The sequence below is a fragment of the Mesorhizobium sp. B4-1-3 genome, from assembly GCF_006439355.1.
Taxonomy (GTDB): domain Bacteria; phylum Pseudomonadota; class Alphaproteobacteria; order Rhizobiales; family Rhizobiaceae; genus Mesorhizobium.
This window is the reverse complement of sequence record NZ_VFTG01000006.1, coordinates 21,271-35,062: the sequence shown is the minus strand read 5'-3', so window position 1 is coordinate 35,062 and position 13,792 is coordinate 21,271. Positions and strand designations below refer to the sequence as shown.

Below are 13,792 nucleotides of genomic sequence, written 5' to 3'. Positions count from 1 at the left end.
TTCATGGCCCGTAAAGTCAGATTATTTTCGCCTCGGAAACAGGTATCATTTTCAATGGACGTCCTGGTATCATCCAATATTGCTCATTTTTTGCCCAATTGGGGGATTTCAAGGTAAAGTTCGTTTCGAAATTTTCGACAAGGGGGTGCCTTTTAGACCCAAAAACAGAGAGGGGGGAATGTGCTTTCAATAATATGGCGCAAGCTGCAATAGAGTAAATGAGAGATTTTAAACTAGCGGCAGTAAATTCAGAATGCCTGTCATGCTTTGTTTTGTTGTATGATTGATACCACCATAGTGGTTGATAATGTGGTATTCCTGACCAATCGGAAAACGGCTCTATATTTCCAAATTCTCGAAAGAAATTGAAAGTCACGCTGTATTCATCCAATTTTGCCAATTTTGTTAACTTAAAAAAATTTGCCATATTTTGGTTATTTCGGCTGGGTCTTTCGAAAAGGATTCGTTTGAATAGAAGTTCAACTTCAGTGCATGCCAATATTAACAAGCTTCGTATCTCATATCCGTGCGCCGAAAAATTTTCCTTCGTTGGATGGACGACCCTTGAAATTTCCGAAAGTCGATTCATGAAAGCATTTATTTGAGCGTAAAGGTCTAGGTACTCGTTCGTTGATTTCTCGTCAGTTTTATACGCATAAACCGCTCCGAATCCATTTGCTGGTCTAACAATGCGGCCGATTGTATACCCAGGAGTCGTCAAAAGCTCGGATACCTTGAACTGTTCTGCGGAAGCGTTTCGTATTGCCTTCTTTGCTATGTAATTTGAAATTATGGTATCGTTAGACTGACTAACGTCGCCGACCTTGTGTTCCAAGTGAAAGAATCGGTGTGTTCTCTGCTTTGAGCCGATTTTTAAGGTAAAGAATCCCGTAACTCCACAGTATATAAGCGTGTCGTAGGCTCCGTATTGATCCGAGCGCAGATCGTGCAGAACTAGATAGCGAGCCATAGCTTCGACGTAATCAAATCTTGGCGTCGTGCGGCAGCGGCGCCGTGGCCTTCTCAAGCCAGGCCAGCGTTTCGCCGTCCACCATCGGGCCGATCTCGGCAAGCACCCATGCATGATACTGGTCGAGCCAGTGCAACTCATCGCGCGTCAGAAGATCGGTGCGGATGAGCCGCTTGTCGATCGGCGCCAGCGTCAGGGTCTCGAAGCCGTGCATGGCGATGTCGCCGCCCTCGACCGGCTCCGCCGGCGTCACCAGGATCAGGTTCTCGATGCGGATGCCGTAGGCACCTTCCTTGTAGTAGCCGGGCTCGTTGGACAGCATCATGCCGGCCAGCAGTTTTTCGGTACCAGTGCGGGCGATGCGCTGCGGCCCCTCGTGCACGGCGAGATAGGAGCCGACGCCGTGACCGGTGCCATGGGCGAAGTCGCAGCCATGCTTCCACAGCGCTATGCGGGCAACGGCGTCGATTTCCGAGCCGCGCGTACCGGCGGGGAAGCGCAGCGTCGAGATGCCGATCATGCCCTTCAGCACCAGCGTGAAGCGCTCGCGCATCTCCTCGGTCGGCTCGCCGATCGGCACGGTGCGGGTGATGTCGGTGGTGCCGTCCTGATACTGGCCGCCCGAATCGAGCAGGAACAGCTCGCCGCTCTCAAGCTTGCGGCTGGTGGCGCGCGAGACGCGGTAATGCATGATGGCGCCGTTCGGGCCGGCGCCGGAAATCGTGTCGAAGGAGACGTCGCGCAGCGGCATCTGCGTTTCCTCGCCGGTCTGGCGGCGCACTTCCTCAAGCTTGGTGACGACGGCGATCTCGTCGAGTGAGCCAGGCGGTTGGCGGTCGAGCCAGCACAGCAGCTTGGCGACAGCCGCGCCGTCGCGGCGATGCGCGGCGCGGCTGCCGGCGATCTCGGCCTGGTTCTTGGTGGCGCGGGGAATGCGCGCCGGGTCGGCGGCCAGCACGACCTTGCCGCCATTGTCCTCGACCAGCATGCGGAGCTTCTCCGCTGCCAGCACGGGATCGAGCGCGATCTTGGCGCCACCCTTGGCGAGCTCGATGATCGCGGCTTCGAACTCGCCTGGATCGTGCGGATCGGCAAGCTGGGTGAGGTAGGCCGCGACCTGCCGCGAGAATTTGCGCTGGTCCATGAACAGCTGATGCTTGCCGTCGGCGGCGAGGATGGCAAAGCCGAGCGCCAGCGGCGTATGCGGCACGTCGCCGCCACGGATGTTGAAGGCCCAGGCGATCGACGAGGGATCGGTCAGCACCGCATGGGTGGCGCCATCCTTCTCGATCGCCCTCGCCAGCCGCGCCAGCTTATCCTTGGCGAGTTCGCCGGCAAGGTTCTGCGGGTGGATCTCGACCGGCGCGCGCGGCGGTTCCGGCTGGTCCTTCCAGATGATGTCGATGGGGTTCCTGTCGAGCGGCACCAATGTCGCGCCGGACTGCTCGGCCGACGCCTTCAGCGCCTTGATCTCGCCGATCGTGTGCAGCCACGGGTCGAAGCCGATCCTTGCGCCCTTGCCGAGATTGTCCTTGATCCAGTTGGCCGGCGGATTGTCGATGAGGCTTTCGACGGTGAAGATCGAGAGATCAACCTCATTTCGCACCTGCAGCGCGTAGCGGCCGTCGACGAAGATGAAGGCGCGGTCGCGCAGCACGATCGCGACGCCGGCCGAACCGGAAAAGCCGGTCAGCCATTTCAGCCGCGCCGAGCGGTCGGCGACATATTCGCCCTGGTGCTCGTCGGCACGCGGCACCATGAAGCCGTCCAGGCCGTTCTCGGCCAGCCATTGCCGCAGCAGCGCCACGCGCGGCTTGCCGACGGCCGGATCACCAGCGGAATCAAAGGTCTGGAACATTTTTGGCTCCCTCGAGTGGATAGATCGCGATGGCGTTTCGTTGAATCGCCTTCACGATCTAACTCTTTGTTGGAGCATGATCTTTCTCCGAAAACCGGTTCCCACTTTTCGGGATCATGCTCTTGCGGCGACCGTAGCGCATGATCTTGAAAACCGGAATCGATTTCGGCAGGGCCAGATCGGCTGGATGCAACCCGGCCTCAGCGCTTGAGGTGGATGGCTACCCAGCCTTCGCGGTGGAGCGTGCGGACGTGGCGGAAGCTCTGCCCGACATAGGCCGAGATCACCGCGTCGCGCTGCCGGTCGAGGATGCCGGAGAGCACCAGCGAGCCGCCGAGCCTGACGTGCCTGGCCATTTCCGGCGCCAGCCGCATCAGCGGCCGGGCCAGGATGTTGGCGACGATGAGGTCGAAAGGCGCGCGCCTGGCGAAGATCGGGTTGTGGAAGCCCGGCGCCGTCACCGTCTCGACCAGCGCCTTGACATGGTTGAGGCGGGCGTTGGCCGCGGCGACGCGGACGGCGACCGGATCGATGTCGGTCGCGAGCACCGGGATATGCGCCAGCTTGGCCAGCGCGATGGCGAGCACCGCGCTGCCGGTGCCGAGGTCGAGCGCGTTGCGCGGCCGTTCGCGCAGCACAACCTGCTCCAGCATTTCGAGGCATCCGGCGGTGGTGCCGTGATGGCCGGTGCCAAAGGCAAGGCCCGCCTCGATCTCGATGGCGAGGTCGCCGGCGTGGCGCTTGGCGCGGTCATGCGAACCATGGACGAGGAAGCGGCCGGCGCGCACCGGCTTCAGGCCTTCCAGCGAGCGCGACACCCAGTCCACATCGGGAAGGACCTCGCGCTCGACGGCCTTCGGCAGGCCGAGACCGGCGAGGATATCCCTGACCTGCGCCTCGACGGGATCGACGTCGCCATCGGCATAGAGCGACACTTCGTGGATGTCTTTTTCCTCATCGAGCTCCAGCACGGCGAGCGGCAGGCCGTCCTCCTCGAAGGCGGCCTCAAGCGCCGCGAAGATGCGGTCGGCCTCGACCTTGTTGGCGGTGAGGTGGAGCCTGGTCTGCGCCATCAGGTTTGGCCGCCGGCTGCCAGGCGCTTCAGCTTGGCGATGGCGGTGTCGGCGCTCTCGCCGTAGGCGATGGTTCCGGCGAAATCGCCCTTGGCGTTGAGCAGCAGCACCGAGGCCGTGTGATCCATCGTGTAGTCGCCGTCGCCGGTGTCGACCTTCTTCCAATAGATGCCGAAGGCCTTGGCCATGGCATGCACCTTGTCCGGATCGCCGGTGATGCCGGTGATGCGGTCGGAGAAGTTGCTGACATAGGTGTTCATCGTCTCCGGCGTGTCACGCTCCGGATCGACGGTGACGAAATAGGCGTTGAGGTTCTTGCCGCTGTCGCCCATCGTCTTCAGCCAGCCGGCGAGCTCGAACAGGGTCGTCGGGCAGACCTCGGGGCAATGGGTGAACCCGAAGAAGACGACGCTTGGGTGGCCCCTGAAGGCGGCCTCGGTGATCGGCGCGCCTTTCTGGTCGACCAGGGTGAAGGGCGCGCCGAAGGGCTCGCCGCCATAATGGCCCCGGTACCAGTCGAATGTCAGCCAGCCGATTCCCGCCGCCATCAGGACGAGAATGCCGATCAGGATTGAACGCATCATCAGTGAATGTCCGCCGCCATTGCTCAGGCTAAAAGCCAGTTTGGCGACAGTCTTAACGGGTCGGCGCCGTGGGCGCAAAGATGTCGCGTTGCCGCAAGCGGCCAGGCAGGCGGATCGCGGCGCGGAGCCTTACCGATCCTTAATTTGAACGGTGTGGCTTCCCAACTATGTTCCGTAGACGTTGGTGATGGAGTAACCCGATGGGCGGCGCGCCGATATCTTATTCGAAGACCCAGATATGGCTGCATTGGAGCATCGCGGCGCTCATCCTGGTCCAGTTCGTTGCCCATGACGGCATGGAGCATGTGTGGCGCGCGCTGCGGCGTGGGCAGGAAGCCGCCGCCAGCGATTGGCCGCTCGCCTATATGCATGTCGTGCTCGGCCTTGCGGTGCTGGTGCTCGCCGCCTGGCGGCTGTGGCTGCGGGCAATGCGCGGCGTCCCGCCGGTGTCGGGGATGGAGCATCCGGCGCTGCGGCTGCTCGCCAGGGCGACGCATCTGGTGATCTACGCGCTCATCTTCATCGTTCCGCTTTCCGGCGCCGCGGCGTGGTTCCTGCAGGTGCCAGGCGCGGGTCTCGTGCATGTCGTCGGCAAGAATGCGCTGCTCTATCTTGTGCTGCTCCACGTGGTCGGCGCGCTCGTCCAGCACTTCGTGCTGAAGTCAAACGTGCTGCGGCAGATGTTGGCCTTCCGGCAGGCATAGCCTCGTTGTAAGTCATCGGCGGCTTGCAAACGCCACGATCCTGTCCCACCTGACATCGGCAAATGCCAACCGAGGAGGCAACCATTGCGAAAACTGATCAGCTTGTTCGCCGCATCTCTTGCCCTCAGCGCCGGCGCTGCGATGGCTGACGAGGTGGGTAAAGTGGGTGTCGACTGGGTCGGCAACGACATCATGATCGACGCCATCAAGGACCCGAAAGTCGACGGCGTCACCTGCCACGTCGCCTATTTCGACCGCAGCATCATCGACCGGCTGCACAAGGGCAACTGGTTCGAGGATCCTTCCGATTCCTCGATCTCCTGCCGCCAGACCGGGCCGATCACCGTCGGCGACATCGACATGAGCGAGGGCGGCGAGGAGGTGTTCAAGCAGGGCCTCAGCCTGATATGGAAGAAGCAGGTGGTGAACCGCATCTACGACAAGAAGAACGAGACGCTGATCTATCTGTCGCATTCGCGCCAGGTGCAGAACGGCTCGGCGAAGATGTCGGTCACGACAGTACCGCTTTACGGCCAGAACGTGGTGTGGACCAAGGGCAAGCCGCAATAGGCTCCGAGGGTTTATCCGGGGACAGGTCGCGCTTGCGGGGCGGTCCCCGCCGGCGTAAAGCCGCTTCATGGACCGTCCTGAAAACCTCGTCCTCAAGGACCCTGAGCCGCGCATCCACCCGACCGCGGAGCTGAAGGGATGCAAGCTCGGCCGCTATGCCTCGATCGGCGAGCGGGTGATCCTGCGCGAGGTGAGTGTCGGCGACTTTACCTATTTCGAACGCCATTGCGAGGCGATCTACACGACGATCGGCAAGTTCTGCTCGATCGCCGCCAACAGCCGCATCAACGCGCTCGAGCATCCGATCGAGCGGCTGACGCAGCACAAGGTCAGCTACCGGCCGAACGAGTATTTCCGCTGGCTGGGCGTCGACACAGAATTCCGCGCGCGCCGGCAGGCAAAATCGGTCAGTGTCGGCCACGATGTCTGGATCGGCCATGGCGCGGTCATCATGCCGGGCGTCGCGATCGGCAATGGCGCTGTCATCGGCGCCAATGCCGTTGTGACGCATGACGTCGCGCCTTACACGATCGCGGCCGGCGTTCCGGCAAAGCCGCTGCGCCGGCGTTTCTCCGCCACAATCGCGGCACGCATCGAAGCCCTCGCCTGGTGGGACTGGGCGCCCAAGAAACTGGCGCGCGCAATTCCCGACATGCAGGCCATGCCGATCGAAGTCTTTCTCGATCGCTGGGAACACGATACCCCCTGATCTACCTGCACCCCATCGATTTACCATTGTCCGTAACCAAGGTTTTTAACGTAAAAGATTAGCGTTAAAAATTGTAAAACGGCGTGTATAGATCGGATTCACCACTCTGCGGTTGCAAGCATTTCCGCAAAATGTACAAATCAATTCGGAGGTAATACAGGGGTGAAGTTGAAGGAACACCGCAAGCAACAAAGGAGAGTAGTCATGAAGAAGTTCGTATTTGCACTCACGGCAGCTGTTGTTGTTTCCTTCTCGCCCGCCGGCGCCTACGCCGGTGGCTGGGGTGGTAGCTCGGGCAGCCTCATCAACGTGTCGCCGAACGTCAATCTCGGCGCGTTGAATGGCGTGCTCAACGGCAACAACATCCTCAACGGTAACGTCGTTTCGGGCATTCTGAACGGCAACAAGACCAATGTCGTTTCCGGTATCCTCAGCGGGATCGGCGTCAACGTCGGCAGCAACAACTACTCGCTGAAGAAGCACTGAGCAGAAGCGCGGACAGCTAGCATCCGCAATAACGGGCAGGAGGGTCTCGCACACCCTCCTGTCTGTCATTTCTGATCGCTGACTGGCGGCCTTGGCCGCCAACGTCAGATGTTCGTGCGCACGCCGACGAAGGCGTCGACCGTGTTTTCATGCTCGTCGAGAATGGTCTTTACTTTCTGCGAGTAATCGATACGGAACACGATGTTGAGCGTCTTGGTGGCGCCCCACGTCGCCTCGGCATAGACGCCTTTGCTGCGCTCGACATTCTCAAGCAGCAGATTGTCCTTGAGCTGGGCAAAGATTCCGGTGCCGACGGCAAGATTTTCGCGCAGCTTCAAGCCAAGCTCGAGCTCGGCGCGGCGCAGCCATGAGGCGAGCGGATCGTCGGTGTCGGACGTTTCGTAGCGGCCAAAGCAGGTGCCGCGCAGCTCGAATCCCTTCGGCAGCGGTTGGACGAAATTTGCCTGCCAGGCCGGCAAAACGCGCTCATAGATGCCGTCCGCGCCACGCAAATACTGCGCGCCTAGCGCCAGGCCGAAACTCGAGCCGTCCTTACCTTTGAAAGCCGCCTCGGCCTGCGCGGTGTACTGGAAGAAGGAAAGCTGGAGCGGCGGGAAGCCGACGCGTTCGACCGAGGCGAGCAGTGCCGATGTAGAGCCGCCGAAGGCATATTCGCCGAAGGTCCGCGTCAATCTTGCCGCGATCTGGGAAAGGATGCGGTCGGCGTGAAGCTTGGTCGGCGAAATGAGATCGTCCTGGAAATGGGTATCGCCGACCTTTTCGATGCTTTCCATGGCCTCGATGGTGAGCGAAGTCGCGTTGCCTAGATCGATGCCGAGCTGCCCTTGCGCGCTGAGGATCTGCTTCAGCTCGCGCGTGCCGATGATGAGCGGGCCGATCTCGAGATCGTCGCCGGTGCTCAGCACGCGATAGCCGAGCGTTCCGCGCAACTCGAAACCTGCTTCCAGGCGACGGAAGGCTTGCGCCGACAGCGCCAGAGAGCGGTCGTCCTCGATCGAGGCCCTGTTGTAGCGGGATGCCTCGAAATCGGCATGGACGCTGGCATTGGCGTCGGCGTCGCCCCATTGCTGGTCGATCGAACCGCGCAGCTGCGTGTACCAGTCGGTGACGGCGCGATCGCTGTCCAGCGCGTTGGTGGTCCAGTGCTGTTCTATGCTGCCGGTGATCTTCGGATCCGTTCCGGGATCGGCCTTTGCCCCAGCGCTGGCCAGCAGAAGGCCGAGACACGCGGCGCCGCCAAGCAATCGGGAGGAAAGATAGCGCGTGACAGGACGGGGCGTTTCGATGGTCATGCTCCGCGCTCTGATCGTGAGTGCCCCTTCCGCCATGCGGGGGTGGCGCAGCGGAAGGGGCTGGAGGTAAACCGCCGTGAAGCGGAAGGAACAGGCTTTCTGGCCTGCATCGGCACTATTGCAAACAAACGGATAAGATGTTTTTTAGTGTGCCTGCGCTTTCTGCGTGTAGCCGATTGCAGCAGCGTGCGGGCACGAAAACTCGATCCCGCGGAACCGGAACTTGCGGCAGCTTGTTTCTGTGCAAATGCCTGCGCATTCACGGTTCGAGGGAGTTGCATGATCGAGAAAGTTTTTACGCGGATAGCCAACCAGGTGGCACATCTGGCGGGTCTGCCGTCCACCTTCGCCATTTGCGTGGCGATCGTGGTTGCATGGGCGTTGAGTGGACCGTTCTTCAGCTTCTCGGACACTTGGCAACTGGTCATCAACACCGGCACCACCATCATCACCTTCCTGATGGTGTTCCTGATCCAGAACACGCAAAATCGCGACGGCGCGGCGATCCAGGCGAAGTTGGACGAGCTGATCAGGGTCAGCCGCGCCCATAACCACTTCATCGGCATCGAACATCTGACGGAATCCGAGGTCGAGGAGATTCGCTCGAAATGCGAAACGGCGGCAAAACGCCATGATCGCGAGATCGCCGAAAAGGCGGCCGATAAGGCGGTGGCCGGGAGGAACGGTTCCAAACATCCGTCCAAGACCGCTGGCGCGGGCACAAAGAAGGCGACGGCCGGGAAGAACGCCTCCAAGAAGAAAGCGGCGGCTTGAGGCGGCTGTCAGCGGTTCATGAAGGCCGCGAATGCGTCCTTGTGATCGGGATGCCAGCGCGACAGCGCAGGGCGGTTCTCGATGATGTCGCCGATCGCCCAGGCCATGCGCTTTTCATCCGTCGGCCGCGCGACTTCGTTGTCGGGGCACAGGATGTAGAAATCGTCGTCGATCAGCGATTCCAGCATGAAGTCGATCACCTGCTCGCCAGTCCAGGCGCCGGCGGGCTTTTCGGCCGCGCCCTCGGTCAGGCCGGTATAGGTGAAACCGGGGATCAGCAGATGCGCCGACACTTTCGCGCCAGGCTCGTTGCGCAGCGCGTGCGCCAGCCCTTCGGTAAAAGTCTTCACGCCGGCCTTGGAGACGTTGTAGGCGAGGTTGCCGGGTGGGGTGGTGATGCCCTGCTTGGAGCCGGTGTTGATGATGAGACTTGGTTTCCCGGCGGCGAGCATGCGCGGCGCGAAGGCCTCGACGCCATGCACGACTCCCCAGAAATTGATGTCGAGCAGCCGCTTCCAGGCGTCGCGGTTCTCCCAGGGCTTGCCTGGATTGTTGCCGACCCCGGCATTGTTCATCAGCACCGACACCGCGCCGAAGGCCCCGTAAGCGAGTTCCGCCAGCCGGTCGACCTCTCCCGCCTTGGAGACGTCGGTGGGAATTGGCAGCACGGCGTCGTCGCCGGCGATCGCGGCGATCGCCTGTTTCGCCTGATCAAGTCGCACGCCGCCGATGTCGGCAAGCACCACCTTCATGCCCAGCGCCGCGAACCGTTTCGCGGCGGCAAGGCCGATGCCGCTGGCGCCGCCGGTGACGACTGCGACGTTGCCGGAAGCGAAGGCGGGAAGGACGGTCTGGATTTCGGCGTCGCTGGTCATGATTTCCATCCTTGCTCGGGTCGGGCCGAACTTAGCGTCGGGCGCCGCAGAGGCAAGGCTGGTTCGTCCCGACAGCGACGGCGATTGCCGCAACGGGTTCACGACGACAGCCGCAACGGGTGACGGCGACAGCCGCAACGGGTTGACCATCGCTGCGCCTGCCGCGCATGCTGTCCTGAAAAAGGAGCTCGGCATTTGAGTGATTGGATCGAAATTCTGAAGGAGCAGACCGCCGACGGCGACCAGATGAGTCGCGAGGTGCCGAAGATGCTCGCCAATCCCGATATCAGCGAGGCGCAGGTGAAAACACTGTTCGAGGCGCTGGAGAAGCAGGCGGATTTCGCCGAAAAGCTGCGGCTGGCGCTGGAGAAGTTCGGCCATGACTTTTCGATCATCAAGGCGGCCGAGCGGCTGGAGGAACGCTATGCCGACCTTGCCGCCTCGGCCGCCGAGAAGCTCAAGGCGATGCGCAAGTAAGCTCTATTTTTCGATCAGTCTCTCGAAGCGCTTGTCTGGTGCGAACCAGATCGCCGCTACAAGCACGTAGATCGCCACGCTGATCCACTGGTTGAGGAAGCTGAGCAAGACCGCGGCGATGTAGAGCGCCAGCGAGATCTTGCCTTTGTTGTCGTGGCCCACCGCCTTGGCAAAGGGTGTGTCGGCGCCGTGCAGATGGCGCAGTTTAATGACCAGGATGGTGTAGGCGACGGCGCAAAGCGCGAGGTCGATGCCGTAAACCGCCACGGGCGCCGGTGCGAATTCATTTTCGCCCATGAAGGCGGTGGTCACCGGCATCAGCGACAGCCAGAACAGAAGGTTGAGATTAGCCCAGAGCACGCGTCCGTCGACACGCTGCACGGTGTGGAACATGTTGTGCAGGTTGTTCCAGTAGATGCCGACATTGATAAAGGAGAGCACATAGCAGAAGAAGATCGGCCACTGCGGCAAAAGGGCGGAAAAATCCTCGCCGTGCGGCACCTTCAGCTCCAGCACCATGATGGTGATGATGATGGCGACGACGCCATCGGTGAATGCCTCGACCCGTCCCTTGCCCATGATTCCTCCTCGCTCTGCGTAGACGTTACGAGAGGATGCCGCGCCTGACCATCCTGCCGGAATTGTCAGGAGGGCGTTCGCCGGCTGGAACGGCGCCATTATATCGGCGTTGGGCTTGCAACCTCGGAGCTCGCCATGACCAGCTACGCTCAAACCCTGACGCGTGACAACGAACTTGGCGGGCGCGCCGCGATGGCCGCCGTCGCCGCCATGATCGCCGCGCTGTTCGCCGGCAGCACCGCGCTGACCCCGCTTTACGTGATCTACAAGCAGGCCTTCGGTTTCTCGCAAATCACGCTGACGCTGGTTTATGCCGTCTACGTCGTCGGCAACCTGGCGGCGCTGCTGTTTTTCGGACGGGTCTCCGACGTCGTCGGCCGCCGTCCCGCCGCGCTCGCCGCGATGGGTGTTGCCGTGGTCAGCGCGCTGTTTTTCCTGTTTGCCGAGAACCTCGCCTGGCTCGATGTCGCACGCGTCCTCAGCGGGCTTGGCATCGGTGTCGGCGCGGGTGCGGGCACCGCCTGGCTTGCCGAACTGATCGAAGGCAAGGACAAGTCGCGCGCCGCCATCATCGCCACCAGCACCAACTTCATCGGTCTCGGGGTCGGCGCACTCATGGCGGGGCTGCTCGCCCAGTACGCGCCCTGGCCGCTGAGGCTGACATTCGCCGTCTATCTCGTGCTGCTTGCGCTGGTCACCGTGCTGATCTGGCGCACGCGGGAAACGGTCTCCAGACCCGGACGGTTCTCGGCCGTTTCGCTGCGGCCACGGCTCTCGGTGCCCGACGATATCCGCGCGCAATTCGTGGCGCCGGCGGTGACCGGCTTCGGCGCCATGGCGCTGGTCGGTTTTTATGCGGCGCTGGCGCCGAGCATCCTGGCGCAGCAGCTCCATGCAACCAATCACGCGGAGGCCGGTGGCCTGTTCTTCGAATTGTCAGTCGTGGCGGCGGCGACGATTGTCGGCACCGCCCGGTTGTCCGCCCGCTCCACCATGCTTGCCGCGCTGGCGATGATGATCCCGGCCGTGGCGCTGGTCGTGGCGGCACAGGTTTATGCCTCGATGGCCTTGATGATCGCGGCGACGGCGGTGTGCGGCGTGGCGGCGGCGCTCGGTTATCGCGGCGGCTTGCAGGTGGTGAATCAGATCGCGCCGGCCGACCGCCGCGCCGAGGTGGTCTCGGCTTTCTTCATCTGCTGTTTCTGCGGCAACGCGTTGCCGGTGATCGGCATCGGCATCCTGTCGAGCCTGGCGAGCGCCACCGTGGCAAGCCTGGCTTTTGCCGGCATGATCATCGTCTTTTCGCTGGTGGCGCTTGGCTTCGGCGCCAGATACGCGCGGTAGGTTTTAGCTATTCGGTTTCCGGCAGGAGTTGCGCACGCTGCCGCGGCACGCCGAGGCCGGTGTCGGGCGGCTCGCCGGCGGCCGGCCGGTCCTCGATCATATGCATCGTGCGCCAGCGACCGAAGCGGTAATAGGCTGCGGCGAGCACGAGCGAGGCGATCGAGCCGGCCGGAAAGCTCCACCACAGCGCCTCCTGGCCGATAACGCTGCGCATGGAATAGGCAAAGCCGGTGCGGATGATCAACACCGAGATGATCAGGATGATGAGCGGCGGCATGACGGCGCCGGTGGCGCGCACCGTGGCGAACAGCACGATCGTGACGCCGAACAGGATGAACGACCAGGACGCCACCTTGTTGATGTGGGCGGCGATGTCGATCGCCGCACTGTCGTTGCTGAGGAAGAGGCTGAGCACCGGGCGGTCGAAAGCGAAAAGCAGCGCCACCAGCGCGCCTGTCAGCACCAGGTTGAAGCCGACGCCGGATGCCGCGACCTTGCCGATGCGGTCCCACCGGCCGGCGCCGACATTCTGCGCCGCCATAGAGGAAACGGCGGCGCCGATCGCCAGAGCCGGCATCTGGATATAGGTCCAGAGCTGGGCTGCGATGCCGTAAGCGGCGGCGACCTGCGAGCCATAGGAATTGACGATGCCCATCACGGTGAGCGCGGCGGCAGAGATGACGATCATCTGCAGGCCCATCGGGACGCCCTTGAAGACCACGATGCGCAACAAGGCTGGGTCTGGCCTAAGCAGCGCGAGATCGGCGCCTGCCAGCCGCAGCGGATGTTTGCGCGCATAAAGCACGATCAGGATGGCGATGACGCTCACCGTCTGGCCAATGAGTGTCGAGGTCGCCGAGCCGGCGATGCCGAGCGCGGGGAAGGGGCCGATGCCGCGGATCAGCAGCGGATTGAGTACGACGTCGAGCACGACCGCCAGCGCCATGAAGACGAACGGGGTTCGCGAGTCGCCGGCGCCGCGCAGCACGGTCATGACGAAGGACAAGAGGTTCATCATCGGCACGGCGACGAAGATGATGCGCAGATAGGCGCGCGCCAGCGGCAAGGCATCGGCCGGCGTGCCGAGCCCGGTCAGGATGGCGTCGACCCAGATCCAGCCGCAGACGGCGAACACGACCGAGACGAGGAAGAAGAAGGTGGCGCTGGTGCCGACGATGCGCTTCGCCTCGGGCAGGTCGCGGGCGCCGACCGACTGCGCCACCAGGATGGTCGCCGCCATGCCGATGCCGAAGACGGTGCCGAGAATGAGGAACAGCACCAGATTGGCGTTGGACGTCGCCGTCAGCGCCGCCTCGCCGAGGAAGCGGCCGACCCAGACCGCGTTGATCGAGCCGTTGAGCGATTGCAGCACGTTGGAGCCCAGCACCGGCAGGGCGAACAAAAGCAGCGTGCGCGGGATAGGGCCGCTGGTCAGGTCGTGGGTCCGCCGGCGAGCGGGCTTTTTGTCATCCATGG

16 protein-coding genes are annotated in these 13,792 nt (G+C 62.3%); 8 read left to right on the top strand and 8 right to left on the bottom strand.

Going from position 1 to position 13,792, the window contains the following annotated elements:
- Positions 1 to 16: 16 nt before the first annotated feature.
- The 4 genes from FJW06_RS10370 to FJW06_RS10355 all read right to left on the bottom strand — a co-directional run bounded on the left by FJW06_RS10370 (position 17) and on the right by FJW06_RS10355 (position 4,485).
- Positions 17 to 970: a hypothetical protein gene (locus FJW06_RS10370; RefSeq protein ID WP_140751221.1), complete on the bottom strand. Its 954-nt coding sequence runs from the start codon at positions 968 to 970 to the stop codon at positions 17 to 19.
- Between the two features lie 13 nt (positions 971 to 983).
- Positions 984 to 2,828, bottom strand: coding sequence for an aminopeptidase P family protein (locus FJW06_RS10365; protein ID WP_140751219.1), 1,845 nt, complete (start codon positions 2,826 to 2,828; stop codon positions 984 to 986).
- 200 nt (positions 2,829 to 3,028) lie between these two features.
- Positions 3,029 to 3,901, bottom strand: coding sequence for a 50S ribosomal protein L11 methyltransferase (locus FJW06_RS10360; protein ID WP_140751217.1), 873 nt, complete (start codon positions 3,899 to 3,901; stop codon positions 3,029 to 3,031).
- Positions 3,901 to 4,485, bottom strand: coding sequence for an SCO family protein (locus FJW06_RS10355; RefSeq protein WP_073985492.1), 585 nt, complete (start codon positions 4,483 to 4,485; stop codon positions 3,901 to 3,903). The genes FJW06_RS10360 and FJW06_RS10355 overlap by 1 nt, the downstream gene beginning before the upstream one ends.
- 200 nt (positions 4,486 to 4,685) lie before the next feature.
- On the opposite strand from FJW06_RS10355, the gene FJW06_RS10350 reads away from it, so the two are divergent.
- The 4 genes from FJW06_RS10350 (at position 4,686) to FJW06_RS10335 (ending at position 6,954) form a co-directional block, all read left to right on the top strand.
- Positions 4,686 to 5,189 carry a cytochrome b/b6 domain-containing protein gene (locus FJW06_RS10350; protein WP_140751215.1) on the top strand — a complete coding sequence of 168 codons (504 nt, stop codon included), beginning with the start codon at positions 4,686 to 4,688 and terminating at the stop codon, positions 5,187 to 5,189.
- A gap of 141 nt (positions 5,190 to 5,330) precedes the next feature.
- A complete protein-coding gene (locus tag FJW06_RS10345; RefSeq protein WP_201415521.1) occupies positions 5,331 to 5,759 on the top strand; it encodes a CreA family protein in 429 nt (142 codons plus the stop codon).
- 67 nt (positions 5,760 to 5,826) lie between these two features.
- A complete protein-coding gene (locus tag FJW06_RS10340; RefSeq protein ID WP_140751211.1) occupies positions 5,827 to 6,468 on the top strand; it encodes a DapH/DapD/GlmU-related protein in 642 nt (213 codons plus the stop codon).
- 204 nt (positions 6,469 to 6,672) lie between these two features.
- Positions 6,673 to 6,954, top strand: a complete 282-nt coding sequence (locus FJW06_RS10335; protein ID WP_140751209.1) for a hypothetical protein — start codon at positions 6,673 to 6,675, stop codon at positions 6,952 to 6,954.
- 104 nt (positions 6,955 to 7,058) lie between these two features.
- Here FJW06_RS10335 and FJW06_RS10330 read toward each other — a convergent pair whose 3' ends face one another.
- Positions 7,059 to 8,267, bottom strand: a complete 1,209-nt coding sequence (locus FJW06_RS10330) for a hypothetical protein (RefSeq protein WP_140751207.1) — start codon at positions 8,265 to 8,267, stop codon at positions 7,059 to 7,061.
- 279 nt (positions 8,268 to 8,546) lie between these two features.
- Here FJW06_RS10330 and FJW06_RS10325 point away from each other — a divergent pair, with 279 nt between their 5' ends.
- Entirely contained in the window at positions 8,547 to 9,041 is a 495-nt protein-coding gene (locus FJW06_RS10325; protein WP_181178222.1) for a low affinity iron permease family protein, read from the top strand.
- Between the two features lie 8 nt (positions 9,042 to 9,049).
- Here FJW06_RS10325 and FJW06_RS10320 read toward each other — a convergent pair whose 3' ends face one another.
- On the bottom strand, positions 9,050 to 9,916 hold the full coding sequence (locus FJW06_RS10320; RefSeq protein WP_140751205.1) for an SDR family NAD(P)-dependent oxidoreductase: 867 nt from the start codon (positions 9,914 to 9,916) through the stop codon (positions 9,050 to 9,052).
- On the opposite strand from FJW06_RS10320, the gene FJW06_RS10315 reads away from it, so the two are divergent.
- Positions 9,915 to 10,115, top strand: a complete 201-nt coding sequence (locus tag FJW06_RS10315) for a hypothetical protein (protein ID WP_140751203.1) — start codon at positions 9,915 to 9,917, stop codon at positions 10,113 to 10,115. The genes FJW06_RS10320 and FJW06_RS10315 overlap by 2 nt on opposite strands.
- Positions 10,112 to 10,393 (top strand): hypothetical protein, encoded by a 282-nt coding sequence (locus tag FJW06_RS10310; protein ID WP_140751200.1) that lies wholly within the window; start codon positions 10,112 to 10,114, stop codon positions 10,391 to 10,393. Before FJW06_RS10315 ends, FJW06_RS10310 begins: the two co-directional genes overlap by 4 nt.
- Positions 10,394 to 10,396: 3 nt before the next feature.
- Here the strand turns inward: FJW06_RS10310 and FJW06_RS10305 are convergent, their stop codons facing one another.
- Positions 10,397 to 10,972, bottom strand: coding sequence for a TMEM175 family protein (locus FJW06_RS10305; protein ID WP_140751198.1), 576 nt, complete (start codon positions 10,970 to 10,972; stop codon positions 10,397 to 10,399).
- 135 nt (positions 10,973 to 11,107) lie between these two features.
- Here FJW06_RS10305 and FJW06_RS10300 point away from each other — a divergent pair, with 135 nt between their 5' ends.
- On the top strand, positions 11,108 to 12,316 hold the full coding sequence (locus FJW06_RS10300; protein WP_140751196.1) for an MFS transporter: 1,209 nt from the start codon (positions 11,108 to 11,110) through the stop codon (positions 12,314 to 12,316).
- A 7-nt stretch (positions 12,317 to 12,323) separates the two neighbouring features.
- On the opposite strand, the gene FJW06_RS10295 is transcribed toward FJW06_RS10300, so the two are convergent.
- A complete protein-coding gene (locus tag FJW06_RS10295; protein ID WP_140751194.1) occupies positions 12,324 to 13,790 on the bottom strand; it encodes an MATE family efflux transporter in 1,467 nt (488 codons plus the stop codon).
- Positions 13,791 to 13,792 lie beyond the last annotated feature (2 nt).